This window comes from Ectobacillus panaciterrae DSM 19096 (genome assembly GCF_000430785.1).
In the GTDB taxonomy this organism is placed as follows: domain Bacteria; phylum Bacillota; class Bacilli; order Bacillales; family Bacillaceae_G; genus Ectobacillus; species Ectobacillus panaciterrae.
This window is the reverse complement of the sequence record NZ_AUMR01000003.1, coordinates 1-18636: the sequence shown is the minus strand read 5'-3', so window position 1 is coordinate 18636 and position 18636 is coordinate 1. Positions and strand designations below refer to the sequence as shown.

The following is an 18636-nucleotide window of genomic DNA, read 5'->3' as shown; positions in this document are numbered from 1 at the left end:
TATTCCAAAAAGGAAGGGCGGCCGCCCTTTCTTTTTCCTGCTCATGACTTTTTGTATAACCTTTGATAGACTAAAGGAAGAAAGGAGAGATGTTACATGCTTACGATGAAAGACATTGTACGCGAAGGCCATCCAGTACTCAGACAAAAAGCAAATGAAGTTGCTCTTCCGCCAACAGAAGCAGATATACATACACTTCGCAGCATGATTGAATTTGTCATGAACAGTCAAAACCCTGAAATCGCTGCTCAATACGAACTGCGTCCCGGCATCGGATTGGCGGCACCGCAAATCGGTGTGCCCAAGCGGATGATTGCGGTACATGTTGCAGATCATGATGGAAAACTATATAGTTATGCACTGTTCAATCCAAAGATTGTCAGTCATTCCGTAGAACGCTCATATTTGTCCGGTGGCGAAGGCTGTCTTTCTGTTGATCGTGCCGTGTCTGGCTATGTACCCCGATATGCGCGCATTACCGTAAAGGCGACAACCGTGGATGGCGAAGAAGTCAAGCTTCGTTTGAAAGGCTTGCCCGCTATTGTATTTCAGCATGAAATTGATCATTTGAACGGGGTTATGTTCTATGACCACATTAACCAGGATGATCCTTTTGCTATACCGGAAAATGCAACACCTCTGGAAAGATAAAAAAGCAGGCAAGCCACCTGCTTTTTACTTTTCTTCGATAACATTGCAGCTGCTCGGACAAGATTTATTTAAAAAACATGCTGCGCATTTTCCTTTTTTAATACACTTTGTAAGACTATATCCCGCATAGCTAAAAATCAACGCACCAAGTACGACGTTAATCATGTACAACCCTTCTTTTTTCTTACATACTCGTAAGACCCTGTCAGCGCATTGAAGAGAGGCTTACAATAAACCCGCCCATTCTAATCCGTGAAAAATACCGTCTTTTGCAACATCTTTTGTTACGTACTTTGCTGCTTTTTTGAGATCTTCGTGACCGTTTCCCATGACAATGCCCGTTCCGACTTCGCGAATCATTTCCATATCGTTCAAACCGTCGCCAAAAGCATATACTTGATTATGCTTGAAGCCCAAGCGCTCAATAAAACGTTCAATTCCCTTCGCTTTTGAGCCGCCGTTTGGAATAATATCCATAGAATAAGCATGCCAGCGAATAAAATGGAACTGGGGATAATCGTTCAAAAACGCTTGCTCTTCGCCTGCTTCGCAAAACAGCAGCGTTTGATAAATATCCCGGTTTTGATAGAAATCAGGCTGAAATGAAGGATGATCAAAAAACAAGCTCCCTAAACTCTCCTTCACAAAGTGATGGCTTTCAACAGACGCCCTCATTTCCTCTTCATTCAAGTATACAAGAGGATAGCCTGCCTTGGCGGCAAACATGGTAAACTCATGCAGCTTATCTGCCGGAAGCGGATTTTTATAAATCACTTCATCTTCAAACACTACATATTGGCCGTTAAAGCTGACAAAGTTATGAATATTTAATTCCTTTCGTACCTCTTCAAACATGAAAGGCGCGCGCCCCGTAGCAATCGCAACATGCACTCCCTTTTCCTGCAGACGTCTCACAGCTTCTTTTGTCGAGGACGGGATGCGTTTTTCATGGTCAAGCAAAGTTCCATCAATATCAAAAAAGACAATTTTATCATTCATTGCAAAAGTCCTTTCTTATGCCGCTTCTTGATTTCGCTTTATTTTTTGTCTCGTAAATGTCGACAAATATACACCGCCGAAAATAAGCAACAATCCAATAATCATATGATATGTAATTTTCTCTCCTAAAATCAAGCTGCCCCATATCATGGCTGAAAGAGGAACTAAATAAGTGACAAACGAAGCGAATTCTGCACTTCCCTCTTTTACCATGTAATAGAAAAGCAGGTATGCGATACCGGATCCGAGCACGCCTAACCCTATTAAAGACATGAGCATATCATAAGAATGTATGACTCGAAACCCTTCCTTGCTTACAAATGTCATCATAAAAAAGCTGATGATGCACGAGGACAGCAGCGTGGATGCTGATAAGACGAGTACAGATAATTGGCCGAGAAATTTGCGTGACAGCTGTGTTCCAAGCGCATAACAGAGAGTCGCAAGCAGAATCATCGCCATCCCGTTCATATTGCCCGAAATGATCTGCCTTACATCAAATTGAAGCAGAATCAAAATACCGAAGAAACCGAGCAAAATGCCGAACCACTGCATTCCCTTCATACGCACGGAAAAAAAGAGATAACCGATTACAACTGTCGAAATTGGGGTCATCGCATTAATCACAGATGCCATACTGCTCGATATCTTCAGTTCTCCAATCGCTATAAAACCAAACGGAAGCACATTATTAATAAAGCCGACCAATAGAATCCAAACAATCGGCAATGTACGCCAAGATACAGCTTCCTTTTTGGCAATCAGTATAAAAACAAGTGTAACCATGCCAAAGAAGCAGCGCCAAAACACAACCCCCCATGCTCCAAGTTCAGGCACAAGCATTTTGATAAACAAAAATGAAGTTCCCCAAATGATGCTTAATGTAAGCAGTGCACTATACAGCTTCCTCAATGATGTTCCCCTCCTCATAATTCATCACATTAAGTATTATATACGAATTGACAAATTCCTGTGTCATACATGAATTTCCCCCTTCCTTCTCATACTATAAAAAAGACCGCATGTTTGAAACCGGGAAAGGAAGGTTAATAATGATTAAAAAATTGAAAGAAAAACTAAAGCTATATTGGAACGGCCTGCTTCGTAAAAAAAGAATAGCCTAATGCGAGCTTTTTTCTTCTTTCTGCGGAAAAAACATGAAAATGAAGCACGTTTCCTTTATAATAGGTTAAAGGCAGCGAAAAATAGAGACAAGGAGAGGTTTTACCATGATTTTTAAAGTATTTTATCAAGACTCTGCTTTAGAGGTACCTGTACGTGAGAAAACAAAGGTACTTTATGTAGAAGCAGAATCAGAACGAGATGTTCGTACAAAACTATCGCCATTTAATTATAATATCGAATTCATTCAAGAGCTTGCCGGTGCTCACCTTGAATACGAAAAACAAAACGAAAATTTCAAAGTGACGGAGAACGTATAGCATATGAAATTTTTAAAAAATGACCAAACCGCCGTCTTTGCCTTAGGAGGACTAGGCGAGATTGGAAAAAATACATACGCGGTTCAGTACCAAGACGAAATCATAATTATTGATGCCGGCATCAAATTCCCAGAAGACGAGCTTCTAGGAATCGATTATGTAATTCCAGACTACACGTATTTCGTACGAAACGAAGAAAAAATTAAAGGACTATTTATCACGCACGGTCACGAAGATCACATCGGCGGTATCCCTTACTTGTTGCGTCAGGTCAATATCCCTATTTACGGCGGAAAATTGGCGCTCGCACTTATTAAAAATAAATTAGAAGAGCACGGATTGCTTCGCAAAGCAAAGCTGTATGAAATTCAGGAAGATGATGTAATTAAATTTCAAAAAACAGCGATTTCCTTTTTCCGGACGACTCACAGCATTCCAGAATCTTACGGAATCGTTGTAAAAACGCCGCAAGGACAAGTTGTTCATACAGGAGATTTTAAATTTGACTTTACGCCAGTCGGTGAGCCTGCTGACTTAACAAAAATGGCTGAGATCGGAAAAGAAGGCGTGCTTTGCTTATTATCAGATAGCACGAACAGTGAAGTTCCTAACTTTACACTGTCTGAACGCCGCGTAGGAGACAGCATTCATGATACTTTCCGCAAAGTGGACGGACGTATTATCTTTGCTACATTCGCTTCTAACATTCACCGCCTTCAACAGGTTGTGGAAGCAGCGGTAGCAAACAACCGTAAAATCGCTGTGTTCGGACGCAGTATGGAAGCGGCGATGGAGATTGGTCAAAACCTTGGCTATATTCGCTGTCCAAAGGACACGTTTGTAGAGGCAGGACAAATTAATCGTTTGCCAGCTCACCAAGTTGTCATTCTTTGTACAGGAAGCCAAGGAGAACCAATGGCTGCATTATCCCGTATTGCCAACGGTACGCACCGTCAAATTCAAATTATCCCAGGCGACACAGTTGTGTTCTCTTCTTCTCCAATTCCAGGCAATACAATTAGCGTGAGCCGCACAATCAACATGCTGTATCGTGCAGGTGCCGATGTAATTCATGGGCCGCTGGCGGATATTCACACGAGCGGACATGGCGGTCAGCAAGAGCAGAAGCTAATGCTTCGTCTTATTAAGCCGAAGTACTTCATGCCGATTCACGGAGAATACCGTATGCAGCGTATGCATGCCAATCTTGCGGTTGAATGCGGTATTCCAGAAGAAAATTGCTTCATACTGGATAACGGTGACGTATTGGCAATTCGTGAAGATGAAGCGGCTGTTGCAGGAAAGATTCCTTCCGGTTCTGTGTATATTGATGGAAACGGTATAGGCGATATCGGAAACATCGTGCTTCGCGATCGCCGTATTCTTTCAGAAGAAGGTCTTGTTATCGTTGTAGTGAGCATCGATATGAAAGAATTCAAAATTGCTGCCGGACCGGATATTATCTCCCGCGGCTTCGTATATATGAGAGAAAGCAGTGATCTCATTAATGACGCGCAATCTCTTATCGCAACTCACTTAAGCAAAGTTATGGAGCGCAAAACAACACAATGGTCTGAAATCAAAAATGAAATTACAGATACATTGGCTCCGTTCTTATATGAAAAAACAAAACGCAAACCGATGATTTTGCCAATCATTATGGAAGTATAAAAAAGAGACAAGGCCATTACAATGGGTCTTGTCTCTTTTTATGTAAAAATTATTTAGTTAAAAAATCTTCAAAGCGATCTACTTCATCATCGCCGCCAATGACAAAGACGAAACACGAGCAAAAACAGCCTTGCTCATTTGAACAAAGCTGTTTCCCTTACTTTTCTCCCTTTACATAGTTTGCGTCAAACAAGAAAAGACGAAGCAATAAGTATAGGGAAGGAATTAAAAGCAGCAGCCCTAAAATAAATACAACTACAAGGGCCATTCCCATCGTTTCGTTTGTGAAACCGGAGTAGATCGTAATGTACGGGTCTAAAATGTACGGCAAGTGTCCTGCTCCGTATCCGAAGAAAGCAAAGAAAAATTGAAACATGACAAACAAAAACGCCAGTCCGTAGCGCTTCCGATGGAAAATGTAATGCGTTGCCCCCAAGAAGCATACAAGAGATAAGCCGAACATCCAAATCGTATCCAATTCCAGCATGCTGTTGAAGTGACGCGCGTTGTGAGCACGTATAGAAAGAAAGACAAACAAGCTTGCCAAAATCGTAGGAACCGCCCAAAACAAAGCGAATTTCCGCAAAATTTCAAGCGATTCACTGTCTCCGGCACGATCTGCATAATACGTTAAAAACGCAGCGCTGATATACAGTACGGAAACAACAGCTAAACATACAACGCTCCAAGAGTAGGAGCTTGTAAAAAGCTTATCAGCAAGAAATACAACCGTATCGCCTTGCTTTTCTAAATATCCGCCTTCTGAAATCGTCAGCGCTGTCGATAGAGCCGCCGGAATCAGCAAGCCTGTTGCACCGTATAAGAACATATACACACGGCTTTGCTTAGATCCATAATTTTCAAATGCATAGAAGGATCCGCGAATCGCTAATAAAACGAGCGCAATGCTCCCTGGAATGAGCAATGCTGTACCATAGTAGTATGCTGCATCCGGGAAAAAGCCGACAAGACCGACGAAAAAGAAAACGAAAAATACATTCGTAACTTCCCAAACCGGCGATAAGTATCGGTTAATGAGCTTTACCATTTTCGGGTCTTTCTTTTTCCATTTTGCATAGTACGCATAAAAACCGGCACCGAAATCAACCGAAGCCACAATTAAGTAGCCGTACAAAAACAGCCAGAGAACCGTAATACCGAGAAGCGGTATACTCATTGTGTCTCCCCCTATCGAATCTTTTAATCAAGATGTTTCTCAAGCTCTAATTCTGCCGGATTAGACTTAAACATCTTAGTCAACACTTTAGTAGAGATAAACCCTAACACGATGTACAGGCCCAAGAAGAGAATGAACATGAGGCCGACATGCTCAGACGGCGCAGTAGTTGCCGCTTCGCCAACCTTCATATAGCCTCGTAAAATCCAAGGCTGACGCCCTACCTCCGCAAAGAACCAGCCGATTTCAATTGTCAGCATTGCGAGCGGGCCGGCAATGAGAATACCGCGAAGAAGCAGACGGTTCATCGTCCATTCTTTTTTGAACTTCAATATAAGAACGTAGGCAAGAGACAGAAGAATCATGTATCCTGCAAATGTTACTTTTAAATCAAATAAATAATGGACATACAGCGGCGGACGAAGGTCCTTCGGTGTCTCATTCAGCCCTTTCACTTCGGCATTGAAATTGCTGAATGCAAGGAAGCTGAGCGCTTTTGGAATACGAATTTCATATTTGATTTTGTCTGTTTTCTCATCCAACACGCCGAACAGAATGAGATCTGCCCCTTTTTCTGTTTCAAAATGCCATTCGGCTGCCGCCAGCTTTTCCGGCTGATATTTCGCCAAGAACTTAGCTGATAAATCACCCGCAATAGCTGTGGCGATGCCAAAGACAAGAGAAGCAATCATCGTAAGCTTCAATGCCTTTTGGTAATACTCCCCGCATCTTCCTTTTAACATCATAAAAGCAGTAATAGCAGCCAACACAAGCGCTGATGTTAAATAAGCTGTAACAATCACATGCAATGTTTTTGTTGGCGTTGCCGGGTTGAACATTGCAAGAAGCGGCTGTAAATCTATGATTCTTCCATCCTCCAATTTAAAGCCTTGCGGCGTGTTCATAAAAGCATTAACTGTTGTAATGAAGAATGCAGATAAGGTAGAGCCGATAATAACCGGAATAGAAAGAAGCCAATGGCGAATCGGATTTTTAAATCGGTCCCACGTATACAAATACATACCTAGAAAAATAGCTTCAAAGAAGAACGCAAATGTCTCCATAAAAAGCGGTAATCCGATTGCTTGACCGGCAAGCTTCATAAAGCTCGGCCACAGCAATGATAATTGCAAACCGATACATGTACCTGTTACAACCCCTACAGCTACTGTAATCGTAAATCCGCGCGTCCAGCGTCTCGCAAGCAAAATGTAGTGCGGATCATTCTTTTTAATACCGTACCATTCCGCAAAGGAAATCATGACCGGCAATCCGACACCGATTGTGGCAAAAATAATATGGAACGCAAGTGTAAGCTCAGTTAAGCCCCTTGCCAACGCTACACTGTCAAAATCCATTTGTTTGTACCCCCTGTATATGAACTCATCCTATAAACGTTATATCATTTACACTATACTTATAGTGTAAATCGCAAAAGATATGCAGGGATAAGAAATTTTAACTATTTCGAAACGAATTCGCGACTTTTTTGTGACATTATTCACAAATATGAGAATATCATTTACTTCTCTATCTATATATGAATGAATTATAATTTCAACATTTACATGTGCTATGTGCAACCAAAAGGGAGTATGGTATGCTTCTTCTCTCTAGTTTACCCTTGCATGAACCACTACAAAGGTTTAACCGCTTCTGCACGTCGCCGGATGATCTCTCCCCACTATCAAAAGACGGTTTTTTTTATTCACTTGGATATATTTCTCTATTTCCTGCTTTTTATATAAAAAGAGAAGACCCATAAAGCCTCCTCTTTCTATTTATCACGCCTTAACGGGCAGTAAAGCCCCCACTGATGGAAGTTTCACTTTATATTCAAGATGTTATTCTGCTTGCTGTGCAGCTTCATCGAGCACTCGGTTCACACGCTTTGTCAGCATTTGCATACCGCTGCCGCCTGCTTGGAAATGGCGCAGCACGCCGCTTTTATCAAACACGTAATACGCAGGAACATATTGGTTTTGGAACGAATCCGTAATACTGTGCTGGTTGTCCACTAAGATCGGCTGTGTAATGCCGTGCTCTTCTGCCACTTTTTGAATATCACTCAAGTCAAGATCAGCTTCAGAACGAGGCATATGAACAGCTACAACATTCAGCTTATCTTTGTAATCGTCACGAAACTGATTGATGCTTGGCATCGCTTCTTTGCATAAGTGACAGCTTACAGACCAAAAATGAATCAATGTCGGCTTATCGCCGATTAACACCTCACGGTTCACTTCGCCATTTAAAACTGTCGTTGCCCCTTCCAAGGAAGGCATTGGCTCACGTAGTTTCATGATTGTTCCTCCTTTAATAATGAAAGGCCTAACATAATTGTTAGACCTTCCTAATGAAATTATGCGTTTATTACACGTTTAAAGTAGCTTGACCTGGTTTCCAGTTTGCAGGGCAAAGTCCGCCAGTTTGCAATGCTTGAAGAACGCGTAATACTTCATCTACTTCACGTCCGATATTGTTGTGGTGTACAACTTGGTACATTAATTCGCCTTCCGGGCTGATGATAAACAAACCGCGAAGCGCGATCCCTTCTTCTTCAATTAATACGCCGTAGTCGCGGGACACAACATGGTTAGTGTCAGCAGCTAATGGGTAACGAAGGTCGCCAAGACCATTTTTCGTACGGTCTGTGTTGATCCATGCTAAGTGTGTGTGAATTGTGTCAGTAGACACGCCTACTACTTCCGCATCTAAATCTTCGAACTCATCGTAGCGGTCAGAAAGAGCGATAATTTCTGTCGGGCATACGAAAGTGAAATCCATTGGATAGAAGTAAAGAACTGTCCATTTATCTTGTTTCATGATGTCTTCAAGGCTTACTTTACCGAATTCTTTGTTCGCTAACACAGCTTCCATCTCAAAACGAGGAGCTTGCTTGCCTACCATACGTTCTGCCATATGTATCAACCTCCGTTAATTATTGTTTACAGTTGTAATTATATAAGAAGAAGTGATTTAAAGTCAATGTTATGTAAGAATTATTACAAACAAAAAACCTCTCTCAATGCTTCTCCCAACTACCATTATAAAGTATTGTGCTGGAATTACAAAAAATATGCACAAATAAAAAAGGCGACACTATAGTTACCCGTTTCTGCCCTCATTATCTTTTTCATCCCTATTCAAAACCTCATTCAGCCGTTCTTCCAACTCATCCAAATTTGCATTCATTTGCTCAATCAATCGTAAAAAGGTTTCCTTTTCCATCGTGTCATCCCTTCTATGTCTATGGACGTCTAGTATATCATGGTTATCTTTCATTATGATTGCGCTCCTATGACATTCTCTCAACAAAAAAACAGACAGGGCATGCCTATCTGTTTCCTTTGAATCTCATATATTGCGCTAAAAATGCAATTGCTTTTTCAATTGCCGCTTCGTTTGGCTGCAGTTGTGCATGGTGAAGGCCGTACTCTGATTCTACACCCAGCCAGAACATAAAGCCTGGCGTTTCTCTTAACATGTAACCAAAATCTTCGCCTGTCATCGCTTCCGTACATTCAATTACTTGCATGTCCGTCTGCTCGCTGGCAAAGTTCATAAACTCCTGCGTCAGCTGCTCGTGGTTGTATACTTGATGATACATGGAGCCGTAATCAATTACCGCCGTGCACTGAAACGCCGCTTGAATTCCTTGCACGATGGCTTCAATGCGCTCTTTTACTTTTATCATAGATTCTACAGATAAGGTTCGGATGGTTCCTTCCAAACGCGCTTTTTCAGCAATGATATTTTGGACTGTGCCGCCCGTGATTTTTCCGATTGTAATAACCGCAGAATCTAACGGGTCTATGTTACGGCTGATGATGGACTGCATTTGTGTCACAAGATAGCTTGCAGCAACGACCATATCAATTGTATTGTGCGGGTATGCCGCGTGACCGCCTTTTCCTTTTAGATCAATGAACAGCTCCGATGTGTTAGCAAACAATAAGCCTCCGCGCGTAGCAATGGTTCCGACCGGATATTCCGGTGCGATGTGAAGTGCAACGATGACGTCAGGCTTCCATTTTTTAAACTCGTCGCTTTCAATCATCGGCTGCGCTCCGCCGGGCCCTTCCTCTGCCGGCTGAAAAATGAAAACAGCGTCGTCGTCAATCGAATTTTGAACAAGCTCGGTTAATACGCCTAATCCGATGCTTGTATGAACATCGTGTCCGCATGCATGCATGAACCCTTCATGCGAAGAAGAGAAGGAGTAACCGGTTTCCTCATCAATTGGCAAACCGTCAATATCTGCACGGTAGCCAATCATTTTTTCCGGATTGCGTCCGTGCACTTTTACAAGCACACCCGTTCTCCACGTTTGCACTTCAATGCGTTCTTTTGGAAGCGTTGCTATATAATTTAAAATATATTGCTGTGTTTTAAACTCCTGAAATCCAAGCTCAGGAATTTGATGCAAATCTCTTCGTATTTGAACGAATCGATTCAATTCCATTATCATCACCGCCATTTATAAAAAGCGTAAGCGCCGAAGCAGCGCTTACGCTTTCTTATTATTATGAAGACAACAGTATGTGACTCCGTTTTTCTTTGCCTAACTCCGCCGGCTAGGCACTGCCGCATAAGAACCTCCGCCTCAAAAAGGCAAAAAGCGCCTTTTAGGGCGGAGAACCTTATACTCTGTGCCTGAACGAGCCGACTCCGTTTTTCTTTGTCTAACTCCGCCGGCTAGGCACTGCCGTCCAAGAACCATCCGCCTCAAAAAGGAAAAAAACGCCTTTTAGGGCGGAGAACCTTGGTCTCTGTGCCTTCGAAGGCTTCGTTTTTCTTATTGTTCCGGATTTAATTGACGAAGCTCTTGTTTGATTTCTGTTTTAGATTTCGTTTTTTCGTCAATTTCTTTAATCACGCGTGCCGGCATGCCTGCTACTACTGTGTACGGAGGCACGTCTTCTGTCACGATTGCACCTGCTGCGACTACTGCGCCTTTTCCGACTGTTACACCTTCAAGAATAACAGCATTTGCACCTACAACAACATCATCTTCTACTATTACAGGCTTTGCAGAAGGCGGCTCAATTACACCAGCAAGCACCGCGCCTGCACCGATGTGGGAGTTTTTCCCCACTGTCGCGCGTCCGCCAAGCACCGCGTTCATATCGATCATTGTACCTTCACCGATTGCTGCACCGATATTGATGACCGCGCCCATCATGATAACCGCGTTATCGCCGATTTCTACTTGGTCACGAATGATTGCACCGGGCTCGATGCGCGCTTTAATTCCTTTTAAGTCCAATAGTGGAATTGCAGAGTTACGGCGGTCGTTTTCAACCACATAATCTGTAATTTCATCGCTGTGCTTGTCCAATACAGCTTTGATTTCAGACCATTCCCCGAATAATACGCCCGTCTTTTTAGAAACGAACGCTTGTAAACTTTCCGGAAACTCAATATCTTTAAGTTGTCCTTTTATGTACACCTTAACGGGAGTTTTCTTTTCGCTTTTTTGAATGAAAGAAATAATCTCATTTGCATCCATCATTTTCATTGTTGAATTTCCTCCTAATTAGTTGATAATGCTACTCTATCAGAGAGTAGCATTATCGGCAAGAATGAATAGCTATTTTTTTGCGGCAAATTGCTTCATCAACTCGACGAAGGCTCCAACCTGTTTCAGCTCAAGCGCCGTGTCGTTGACAAGCAGCCACGTTTCCCTCTTCTCATTCACAGACAAAGGCATCTTATAAACGTTAGGCGGCATTGCTTGCAGTACACTTGAGGGCAATATCGCATAACCGATGCCATGCAGCACCATCTGCTTGCATGTTTCGATTTGATCTACCACAATCGTACGCTTTGGCGGATGCGAAAACATACCGTACCACCAGCCTTGAATCTGTGAATAATAGGTAGAATCGCTTTTAAATTGAATAAACGGCTTGTTCGTCTCTCTTAACATATCTACATTTGCAATTTCTGTATCCACCAAATACAGTTCATCCGACAGCAAATGCCATTTATTCCCCGGAAATTCCTGTGAGCCGCGTAAAATGGCCAGGTGAACATCTCCCTCATAAAAATGCTTTTGTACCTCACTGCTCCATCCAGTAAACATAGAAATCTGGACAAGCGGATACTTTTCCACAAATTGCTTCAGCACACTCGGAAGCCAATATTGTGCAATAATGGAAGCAACCGCAATTTTGAGTGTACCGTGCGTTTTTGTTTGCAGGGAGGCAAGCTCATTTTTAACATTTTCTTCTTGCAGCAGCATTCCCTTTGCATAAGCCGCGACTTTTTCGCCCGCAGGTGTAATCGTCAGCCCTTTTTGCGAGCGGATAAAAAATTTCATGCTCCACTGCTTTTCCATAGACTGCAGTCTCTGGCTCAGCGCCGGCTGCGATACAAACAAACGCTCTGCTGCTTTTCTCATATTCAATTCTTCTGCCAATACAACCATCATTCGAAAATCGTCGAGATGCAAAACCGTATCCCCTTTCTGTAAAAACGTGCAGCTTCTCTAAGAAGCTGCACGTTTGCTGTCACTTATTGTAGCGGCGCACTTGTTTATTGAGAAGCTTCAGTATAGCGCGGCGCGTCAATATGCCCTCAAAATATCCATCTCCATTTTCCACGCATATGAATGGGTGGTTAATGACAGCATCAAGCGCTTCTGAAAAGGTATCATCAAGCTTTAGTCTCGGAATATCCCGATTCATCACTTCTTCCACCTTCATGTGCTCTAACCGCTCAAACTCGATACGCTCAAGCCCAAGAATGCTATCGAGAATCATCGCAGTGCTGATCAGACCATGCAGTTTATAGGTTGAATTTAATACCGGAATTGCAGAATAGCCGGACTTCACAAGCAAGAGAAGCGCATGCTCGAGACTATTGGCCACTTGGACGTGCGCAACCTTTTCGGATGAAATCAGCAAATCTTTTACAAAAATTTGTTTAAACTCTTCTGTCGGAAGACTAATCATTGTTGTTTCCCCCATTTTCTTAGTCTTTTCAGCTTCTATTTCTAAGTTATGATAACGTTTTCACTTTAGGAGTGTCCCCAAATTTTTCTTTTATGAAACAACCATCTCTTATTGTATCATATAAGCGAAAAAAATGACTACCATCACGGCAGTCATAGGTCTTCATTTTTTAAGCGATCAAATAAATGTGTTACCTTTTTGTAATGTCCTATATCCGTTGTTTTTAAACCACTTTCGATATCAGCCAATTCGCATGCGAGAATTTCTGATGCGTAATTTTGCTGAAACAGAACACTGAGTAATAGAGTTCGCTCTTCCTCCGTCAAATACAAATGACTGTTCTTCATACGGCTCCCGACTCTCCCCTACTGTTCATTCCCTATATACTATTATATAAAATATTCTTTCAGTTTAATAGATGAAAAATTTAAAATTTCCTTTATTTCGTATATCGGTTCGCGTAGCTGAAGGCGGCATATGCATCAGGCTTAATTTTGGCTGTCAGCCCCATTGCTGTAATGCGGGTTGTCATATCGAGGATAAATTCTTTTGTCAATCCATAATTTCCAATGTCTAAATGAATCTCCATCGAAAGCTTTGCACCTTCCTTTTGGTACGGATATAACGTTTCAAGCAAAGTACCCAGATGTTCTGGCGTAAATAAATAAGCAATTTCTTGACTAAAGTACGTCTCTAAATGAATTTTTTCCCGGAGGCTCTCAAGCCTTCTATGTATCGTTTGGTTTCGCAGGCAGCCCCATGCCCCTTTACCGACTCTATGAAGATGAATGGCAGTAATAAAGCGTGTTGCGTTTTGATGGGTCTGGGAATCCGTACCGATGGAGAGGCGATACACATTGACTGGATCAGCACGCACAAATTCACATATTCTCAAAAATACTGTGTCAAAATCCATATTCCGCTCCGACAAATTATAAAAGCAGTATTCTCCCATATCGTCACGTCCTTTCTATAGACAGACTTCGCCATTCTCATTGTATGGGAGAAAACTGTTCGTTATTACCCTTTGTTCGTCTCAATATTGCGAATAACACAGCTGCAAGACGGACAAATATAAATCACGTTTTGGTTCGATTGTGCCGTTAACACTTGATCCATTTCTGCTTGTTGTCCGCAGTCGGGGCAAATTACAATCGGGAGCATATATTCCCTCCTTTCCTATTCATTTTGAATAAAAAGGAGGAAGAATATACAAAAAAAACAGCACCCAAAAAGCAGGTACTGTTTTTTTATGTATTAACTAGGAAATCATGTCGTAAATTTCAATGGCAACCATATCAATATTGTCAAATTGATACGTTTGCGGCTTCTCGCCCGGTTGATACACCTCTAGCTCATACGTATCGTTTTTATCAAAATATTTCACACTGCATTTACGCTCGCCGTTCACTTCAAAGTAACGCTGTGCTACTTCTCCGTTTGCCGCTTGTTCTTTCAGACTGACAAGACGAGTTAAAATTCCTTGGAGCAGAGACATAAATATCTCCCCTTTCTCTAATCTTCCTGTAAATAGCTTTTACAACAGCATTGATTCTATCCGTCTGTAACAGAAAAATTGCCTCAGTTTCTAGAATAACGGTTCGTGCACAGAAACTCAATAAATTTGTCGAAAAAAGTTACAGAACAACAACTCCGCACAGCAGAGCAACAAGCACCAACGCCCACGGCGGCAGCTTCCAAATACTGAATAAAGCAAAATACACCAGTACGAGAACAGCATCTATGACTGTTTTAACAGAGCTTGTAAAAATAGGGTCATATAAGGCAGCGAGCAGGATTCCGACAACCCCCGCATTTACTCCAACAAGAGCAGTACGAATTATCTTATTATGGTGCATTGTGTTCCAAAAGGACAAACCGCCTATAATCAATAAAAAGGCCGGCAAAAAAATCCCTATAACAGCCGTTGCAGCTCCTCCAATTCCATACATTGTCGTCCCGATGTAGCTCGAGAAGGTAAACAAGGGGCCGGGCATCGCCTGCGTTAATCCATATCCGGCTAAAAAAATCTCTTTATTCATTAAGCTGGTGCGCACGATTTCATTTTCAAGCAGCGGCAGCACAACATGGCCTCCTCCAAACACGAGCGCCCCTGTGCGGTACATGATATCAAATAGCTGCAGCATAGGAGAAGAAATGCTCGCGCCAGCCACAGGCAACAAAAATAACAGCGCAAAAAATAAAAAAAATGCAATTCCTCCGGCTCTTTTAGAAAGTACAAACGAAACTTTCTCCTCCGTAGTATCTGCTGTTTTCCTATACGCCATATAGCCGATGATTCCGCTTAAAAGCAATACAATAATCTGCATATACGGTGTGGAAAACCATAAGACAGCAGCGGCGGCTCCGAGAATAATCGTCTGCCGTATGCGGTCTGGCGCCAGCTTTTTTCCCATATCAAATACCGCTTGCGCTACGATAACAACCGCTACAAGCTTCAAGCTGTGAATCCAAGCCGCTCCGTCAAGCCGATACGTCTTTACAAGCATGGCAAATAGCGCCAGCACCAGCGCAGACGGGAGGGTAAATCCAAGCCAAGCGAAAAAACCGCCTATTATTCCGGCTCTCATCGTTCCTATAGCAATTCCGACTTGACTGCTGGCAGGGCCGGGCAGGAAATTGGCCAATGCCACCAAATCGGCATAGCTCTTTTCATCCAGCCATTTTCTCTTTGTTACGTACTCATTGCGAAAATAACCGATATGGGCAGCCGGCCCTCCAAATGATGTACAGCCTAATCGAAAGGCAGTCCAAAATACATTCCAATACTGTTTCATGCTTTCACCTCAGCTTCTGATTTTGGTGAAACCATCCTTCATCCGTTGTCTGCTTCTCCTAACTATAATATAATACATAATAAACTTTAGACAAACAGGAGCTATGAACAGTTAATTTTATTTCGATTATCATTCACTCATATATAGTTTAAAGAAATAAAAATGAGAAGGGGGGAATGACTAGTTTGAAATGATTATATACATTTCAAACTAGTCAGGATCTATGAAACAAGTTGAAGTTTATACGCAGCCGGATTGCCCACCATGTCAGATTGTGAAGAAATTTTTGCGCCACTATTCCGTTCCGTACACAGAATATAATATAAAAACCGACAGCACGGCGCAAAATCGCCTCGTTCATGATTATAACTCCTATTCCACGCCTACAGTGATAGTAGACGGCGAAGCAGTAATAGGCTTTGATATTGAGCGTTTACAGCAATTATTAGACATTGAACAATAAAAAAGACGGGCGCTCCCGTCTTTTTTATTTACGCTTTTTCCAGCTTCTGAATTTCAGCTGGCAGTGTTTCATACGAGTTATACCCGCCAACCTTCCATTTTCCTTCCGCCTTTTGAAGAATAATCACTTCATGTACCGGTGTTTCCTTGTTGATACGCTCATATACATATAGAAGTCCGTTTTCTTTATCATATCCGATCTTTGTGGAAGCGCTAAAAGAAAATGGAGGTTTTTTATCGAGAAGATAACTGCCGCCGCCCTTTGTATCACTGCTGTTTTCATCAGTAAACACTTGGAGGAAGTTATCTGTAATATACGGAGTCAGTATATCGTACATTTTCTCTACGGATAAGTGCTTGCCGCGAATGGAATACTGCGCTTCATAACCTTTGCGGATTGTTTCAAAAACCTCTTCTTTATTTATCTTCTCCTCTTTTCCGATAGCGGACGCCACGCTCTGTCCGATAATGAACGCAAGCAACAAACAAAATCCGAGCCATGCTCCATATTTCCTCATTTTTTCTCCTCCCTCAGCTTGTCCTAGCTTCATTGTAGCAATCCTATCCCACGCGCGGGGAAGCTTTCGTTCGCAAAATCCCTACAGCGATAGACAGCGCGCGCAGCGGTTTTTGCTGATACGTATCACTATTTCCACTTTCTTCTAGAAATAAACAAAAAATGCACGAACCATAGGTCCGCGCATTATAAGAGTGCATCTTGCTCAAATAAGAAATCATAGGTTAAGTCAATAAACAAGTATTGATGATCGTCAATAGGAAAGCTGAATGTTCGAATCATCTCTCCTGTTTCAATATCTGCATATAAATCGGACAATTTCCCTTTTTTATCCAAACGCATTTGCATAATGTTAGCTAAAAAATACGGACGCCAGCTCCAGTTTTTCATGTAATAGTCAGGGAGAAGCTCCCACTTTCCGTTTTGCTTCATAACGTTGCCGCATTGCTGAAATCCGTCTTCATCACATACATACAAACGAAAGCTGCAATCGGCTACCTCCTGACTGCATGCAAACAGCCATTTGTTTAAATCTTCTGTTTTGCGATGCTTTGTTATAACGCTTTCAATATAAGTCTGTATTTTCTCTGTTAAATTATATAAGTGTTGCAGCTTGCGCTTCTCATTCACAATAAATTCATGACATTCCTTACGGAGGCGCTCTTTCAGCAAATCTGCGGGCAGCATTTCCGGAAGCGGCTCTTTTAAGTAGTTTCCTTGGTAGTACCGCCCGCCGTTGCGCCATGCATATTGAAGCTGATAAAATGCGTCAATATCCTCATATAAAAGTGTTGCGCCAATGCGCCGCGCGAGCAAAGACAGCGAATACAGGATATCTTGATACGTTTGAAGAAGTGCCGTTTGCCGCAAATTTATTAAATTAATTTTTAAAACATCTGGACTGAGCAAACTAATTCGTTCAAGATTGCTCATCCCTGCTCCCAACTTATTCATTGCAAACTGAATGCCATATGTACGATAATAAACCAACAAATGGTTCAGCTGATCCACATTGTCTTTCAATTCGTGCTCTGTAATTTCCAATACAATATTTTGGAGTTTAAGCCCTTTCTTTTCATACGAGAGCAGCAAATTGAGAAAGGTATCATCGGTGTCATTCATGAGCAGCCTAGCATCCCGATGCAAAAACAATAAAAATGATTGATCGGTTTCGAGCACCTTTTGCAGCGCTTTTTCAGTTACTGTATTATCTGCCTCTAGCCGATATTCATCGGGTACAGAATCATCTTGAAAAAAAGAACCTAAGCTTTGAACCCCTTGTTCCGTTTCCATCCGTCCAACTACTTCATATCCGATAATGGTATGTTCGTCAGCACTGAAGATTGCTTGATAATAAGGAAGAACCCGGTCCAGGTTAGTCATTACATCCAATGCATCTACCAAAGTACTCCCTCCCCTTTGTTTTCAACGATTATATCATGACGATTTGAGAAAAGGGTAATGATTTTTCAAGAATCTTTAGCATTTTTCACATACAGGCTTCGCACAAACGCCATTTCACTTCCTTCTCAAATGAGCGACAATCATGAACCTCCCCCACTTACCGTTACACTACACCATTCACACGCTTGAAGTGGGGGATTCTCGCCTAATTTATGATAAATCAAAAAAATCCCTTCAGCAGCCTGAAGGGACAACGGGGTAAAATGCTAAGGGGAATTAGCATTTGCTGCTATGAAGAAAAAAATGACTGTAGAAGAATTTAAACAAAGAATTATAAACGGTAAAATTAAAGTGCCGGCAACGAAAGAAGAATTCCAGGCATTTCAAGTAAAACAAAATAACAGCCCTCACAGAGGGCTGTTATTTTCAGAGTGACGAGAAACCCAAAGGGTTTCTCGTTTCTTAAAAGAACGATTTGTTTCAAAATAATAAAATAGAATAACATACAGAAGAAATTGTGAGGAATAGTCCTTCACCTTACCTATTTTGGTAAGGT

The 18636-nt window shown here is 41.9% G+C and carries 24 protein-coding genes; 5 read left to right on the top strand and 19 right to left on the bottom strand.

Annotated elements, in window-relative coordinates; genetic code table 11:
• The first annotated feature begins 96 nt into the window (after nucleotides 1-96).
• The gene (gene def / locus H540_RS0100130; RefSeq protein ID WP_028398855.1) at nucleotides 97-651 is read left to right on the top strand and encodes a peptide deformylase; all 555 of its coding nucleotides are present in this window, start codon (nucleotides 97-99) and stop codon (nucleotides 649-651) included.
• Nucleotides 652-675: 24 nt separating this feature from the next.
• Here the strand turns inward: def and H540_RS34315 are convergent, their stop codons facing one another.
• The 3 genes from H540_RS34315 to H540_RS0100115 are packed head-to-tail and all read right to left on the bottom strand — an operon-like array spanning nucleotide 676 to nucleotide 2562.
• Nucleotides 676-816 (bottom strand): FeoB-associated Cys-rich membrane protein, encoded by a 141-nt coding sequence (locus H540_RS34315; protein ID WP_169729560.1) that lies wholly within the window; start codon nucleotides 814-816, stop codon nucleotides 676-678.
• A 60-nt stretch (nucleotides 817-876) separates the two neighbouring features.
• Nucleotides 877-1650 (bottom strand): Cof-type HAD-IIB family hydrolase, encoded by a 774-nt coding sequence (locus H540_RS0100120; RefSeq protein ID WP_028398854.1) that lies wholly within the window; start codon nucleotides 1648-1650, stop codon nucleotides 877-879.
• A 15-nt stretch (nucleotides 1651-1665) separates the two neighbouring features.
• Nucleotides 1666-2562 carry a DMT family transporter gene (locus tag H540_RS0100115; RefSeq protein ID WP_028398853.1) on the bottom strand — a complete coding sequence of 299 codons (897 nt, stop codon included), beginning with the start codon at nucleotides 2560-2562 and terminating at the stop codon, nucleotides 1666-1668.
• A gap of 317 nt (nucleotides 2563-2879) precedes the next feature.
• Between H540_RS0100115 and H540_RS0100105 the strand changes: the two genes are divergently transcribed.
• Both H540_RS0100105 and rnjA read left to right on the top strand, forming a co-directional pair.
• Nucleotides 2880-3092 (top strand): DNA-dependent RNA polymerase subunit epsilon, encoded by a 213-nt coding sequence (locus H540_RS0100105; RefSeq protein ID WP_028398852.1) that lies wholly within the window; start codon nucleotides 2880-2882, stop codon nucleotides 3090-3092.
• A gap of 3 nt (nucleotides 3093-3095) precedes the next feature.
• Complete coding sequence (gene rnjA, locus H540_RS0100100; protein ID WP_028398851.1) at nucleotides 3096-4763, top strand: ribonuclease J1; 1668 nt, start codon at nucleotides 3096-3098, stop codon at nucleotides 4761-4763.
• 157 nt (nucleotides 4764-4920) lie between these two features.
• Here rnjA and H540_RS0100095 read toward each other — a convergent pair whose 3' ends face one another.
• The 14 genes from H540_RS0100095 to chrA form a co-directional block, all read right to left on the bottom strand.
• Nucleotides 4921-5940, bottom strand: a complete 1020-nt coding sequence (locus H540_RS0100095) for a cytochrome d ubiquinol oxidase subunit II (protein ID WP_028398850.1) — start codon at nucleotides 5938-5940, stop codon at nucleotides 4921-4923.
• Nucleotides 5941-5963: 23 nt separating this feature from the next.
• On the bottom strand, nucleotides 5964-7298 hold the full coding sequence (locus H540_RS0100090) for a cytochrome ubiquinol oxidase subunit I (protein WP_028398849.1): 1335 nt from the start codon (nucleotides 7296-7298) through the stop codon (nucleotides 5964-5966).
• A 486-nt stretch (nucleotides 7299-7784) separates the two neighbouring features.
• Nucleotides 7785-8243 carry a TlpA disulfide reductase family protein gene (locus H540_RS0100080; RefSeq protein ID WP_028398848.1) on the bottom strand — a complete coding sequence of 153 codons (459 nt, stop codon included), beginning with the start codon at nucleotides 8241-8243 and terminating at the stop codon, nucleotides 7785-7787.
• Nucleotides 8244-8313: 70 nt separating this feature from the next.
• On the bottom strand, nucleotides 8314-8862 hold the full coding sequence (locus H540_RS0100075; RefSeq protein ID WP_028398847.1) for a peroxiredoxin: 549 nt from the start codon (nucleotides 8860-8862) through the stop codon (nucleotides 8314-8316).
• A gap of 186 nt (nucleotides 8863-9048) precedes the next feature.
• On the bottom strand, nucleotides 9049-9225 hold the full coding sequence (locus H540_RS32850) for a hypothetical protein (RefSeq protein ID WP_155890900.1): 177 nt from the start codon (nucleotides 9223-9225) through the stop codon (nucleotides 9049-9051).
• Nucleotides 9226-9277: 52 nt separating this feature from the next.
• Nucleotides 9278-10405, bottom strand: a complete 1128-nt coding sequence (locus H540_RS0100065) for an N-acetyldiaminopimelate deacetylase (RefSeq protein WP_028398846.1) — start codon at nucleotides 10403-10405, stop codon at nucleotides 9278-9280.
• Nucleotides 10406-10738: 333 nt separating this feature from the next.
• Nucleotides 10739-11461, bottom strand: coding sequence for a 2,3,4,5-tetrahydropyridine-2,6-dicarboxylate N-acetyltransferase (gene dapD, locus H540_RS0100060; RefSeq protein WP_028398845.1), 723 nt, complete (start codon nucleotides 11459-11461; stop codon nucleotides 10739-10741).
• A gap of 72 nt (nucleotides 11462-11533) precedes the next feature.
• Nucleotides 11534-12397 (bottom strand): transcriptional regulator CcpC, encoded by an 864-nt coding sequence (locus H540_RS0100055; protein ID WP_028398844.1) that lies wholly within the window; start codon nucleotides 12395-12397, stop codon nucleotides 11534-11536.
• 58 nt (nucleotides 12398-12455) lie between these two features.
• Nucleotides 12456-12899, bottom strand: a complete 444-nt coding sequence (gene cbpB / locus H540_RS0100050) for a cyclic-di-AMP-binding protein CbpB (RefSeq protein ID WP_028398843.1) — start codon at nucleotides 12897-12899, stop codon at nucleotides 12456-12458.
• Between the two features lie 152 nt (nucleotides 12900-13051).
• The gene (gene abbA / locus H540_RS0100045) at nucleotides 13052-13246 is read right to left on the bottom strand and encodes an antirepressor AbbA (protein ID WP_028398842.1); all 195 of its coding nucleotides are present in this window, start codon (nucleotides 13244-13246) and stop codon (nucleotides 13052-13054) included.
• 92 nt (nucleotides 13247-13338) lie between these two features.
• Nucleotides 13339-13854 (bottom strand): ribonuclease H-like YkuK family protein, encoded by a 516-nt coding sequence (locus H540_RS0100040; protein WP_028398841.1) that lies wholly within the window; start codon nucleotides 13852-13854, stop codon nucleotides 13339-13341.
• A gap of 65 nt (nucleotides 13855-13919) precedes the next feature.
• Complete coding sequence (locus tag H540_RS33930) at nucleotides 13920-14063, bottom strand: hypothetical protein (RefSeq protein ID WP_169729559.1); 144 nt, start codon at nucleotides 14061-14063, stop codon at nucleotides 13920-13922.
• 97 nt (nucleotides 14064-14160) lie between these two features.
• Nucleotides 14161-14397 (bottom strand): YkuJ family protein, encoded by a 237-nt coding sequence (locus H540_RS0100030; protein WP_028398840.1) that lies wholly within the window; start codon nucleotides 14395-14397, stop codon nucleotides 14161-14163.
• A 139-nt stretch (nucleotides 14398-14536) separates the two neighbouring features.
• On the bottom strand, nucleotides 14537-15697 hold the full coding sequence (gene chrA / locus H540_RS0100025) for a chromate efflux transporter (RefSeq protein WP_028398839.1): 1161 nt from the start codon (nucleotides 15695-15697) through the stop codon (nucleotides 14537-14539).
• A 223-nt stretch (nucleotides 15698-15920) separates the two neighbouring features.
• On the opposite strand from chrA, the gene H540_RS0100020 reads away from it, so the two are divergent.
• Nucleotides 15921-16160: a glutaredoxin domain-containing protein gene (locus H540_RS0100020; protein WP_028398838.1), complete on the top strand. Its 240-nt coding sequence runs from the start codon at nucleotides 15921-15923 to the stop codon at nucleotides 16158-16160.
• A gap of 28 nt (nucleotides 16161-16188) precedes the next feature.
• Here the strand turns inward: H540_RS0100020 and H540_RS0100015 are convergent, their stop codons facing one another.
• Nucleotides 16189-16677: a DUF3993 domain-containing protein gene (locus H540_RS0100015; protein WP_028398837.1), complete on the bottom strand. Its 489-nt coding sequence runs from the start codon at nucleotides 16675-16677 to the stop codon at nucleotides 16189-16191.
• 185 nt (nucleotides 16678-16862) lie between these two features.
• Nucleotides 16863-18080 carry an EAL domain-containing protein gene (locus H540_RS0100010; RefSeq protein WP_028398836.1) on the bottom strand — a complete coding sequence of 406 codons (1218 nt, stop codon included), beginning with the start codon at nucleotides 18078-18080 and terminating at the stop codon, nucleotides 16863-16865.
• Between the two features lie 291 nt (nucleotides 18081-18371).
• On the opposite strand from H540_RS0100010, the gene H540_RS32845 reads away from it, so the two are divergent.
• A complete protein-coding gene (locus H540_RS32845) occupies nucleotides 18372-18515 on the top strand; it encodes a hypothetical protein (protein ID WP_155890899.1) in 144 nt (47 codons plus the stop codon).
• Nucleotides 18516-18636: the final 121 nt, after the last annotated feature.

Excerpts from the sequence above, each read along its gene's own strand:
- def (WP_028398855.1), top strand. The coding sequence starts at position 97 with ATGCTTACGATGAAAGACATTGTACGCGAAGGCCATCCAGTACTCAGA.
- H540_RS34315 (WP_169729560.1), bottom strand. The coding sequence starts at position 816 with ATGATTAACGTCGTACTTGGTGCGTTGATTTTTAGCTATGCGGGATAT.
- H540_RS0100120 (WP_028398854.1), bottom strand. The coding sequence starts at position 1,650 with ATGAATGATAAAATTGTCTTTTTTGATATTGATGGAACTTTGCTTGAC.
- H540_RS0100105 (WP_028398852.1), top strand. The coding sequence starts at position 2,880 with ATGATTTTTAAAGTATTTTATCAAGACTCTGCTTTAGAGGTACCTGTA.
- rnjA (WP_028398851.1), top strand. The coding sequence starts at position 3,096 with ATGAAATTTTTAAAAAATGACCAAACCGCCGTCTTTGCCTTAGGAGGA.
- H540_RS0100095 (WP_028398850.1), bottom strand. The coding sequence starts at position 5,940 with ATGAGTATACCGCTTCTCGGTATTACGGTTCTCTGGCTGTTTTTGTAC.
- H540_RS0100090 (WP_028398849.1), bottom strand. The coding sequence starts at position 7,298 with ATGGATTTTGACAGTGTAGCGTTGGCAAGGGGCTTAACTGAGCTTACA.
- H540_RS0100080 (WP_028398848.1), bottom strand. The coding sequence starts at position 8,243 with ATGAAACTACGTGAGCCAATGCCTTCCTTGGAAGGGGCAACGACAGTT.
- H540_RS0100075 (WP_028398847.1), bottom strand. The coding sequence starts at position 8,862 with ATGGCAGAACGTATGGTAGGCAAGCAAGCTCCTCGTTTTGAGATGGAA.
- H540_RS32850 (WP_155890900.1), bottom strand. The coding sequence starts at position 9,225 with ATGAAAGATAACCATGATATACTAGACGTCCATAGACATAGAAGGGAT.
- H540_RS0100065 (WP_028398846.1), bottom strand. The coding sequence starts at position 10,405 with ATGGAATTGAATCGATTCGTTCAAATACGAAGAGATTTGCATCAAATT.
- dapD (WP_028398845.1), bottom strand. The coding sequence starts at position 11,461 with ATGAAAATGATGGATGCAAATGAGATTATTTCTTTCATTCAAAAAAGC.
- cbpB (WP_028398843.1), bottom strand. The coding sequence starts at position 12,899 with ATGATTAGTCTTCCGACAGAAGAGTTTAAACAAATTTTTGTAAAAGAT.
- abbA (WP_028398842.1), bottom strand. The coding sequence starts at position 13,246 with ATGAAGAACAGTCATTTGTATTTGACGGAGGAAGAGCGAACTCTATTA.
- H540_RS0100040 (WP_028398841.1), bottom strand. The coding sequence starts at position 13,854 with ATGGGAGAATACTGCTTTTATAATTTGTCGGAGCGGAATATGGATTTT.
- H540_RS33930 (WP_169729559.1), bottom strand. The coding sequence starts at position 14,063 with ATGCTCCCGATTGTAATTTGCCCCGACTGCGGACAACAAGCAGAAATG.
- H540_RS0100030 (WP_028398840.1), bottom strand. The coding sequence starts at position 14,397 with ATGTCTCTGCTCCAAGGAATTTTAACTCGTCTTGTCAGTCTGAAAGAA.
- chrA (WP_028398839.1), bottom strand. The coding sequence starts at position 15,697 with ATGAAACAGTATTGGAATGTATTTTGGACTGCCTTTCGATTAGGCTGT.
- H540_RS0100020 (WP_028398838.1), top strand. The coding sequence starts at position 15,921 with ATGAAACAAGTTGAAGTTTATACGCAGCCGGATTGCCCACCATGTCAG.
- H540_RS0100015 (WP_028398837.1), bottom strand. The coding sequence starts at position 16,677 with ATGAGGAAATATGGAGCATGGCTCGGATTTTGTTTGTTGCTTGCGTTC.
- H540_RS32845 (WP_155890899.1), top strand. The coding sequence starts at position 18,372 with ATGAAGAAAAAAATGACTGTAGAAGAATTTAAACAAAGAATTATAAAC.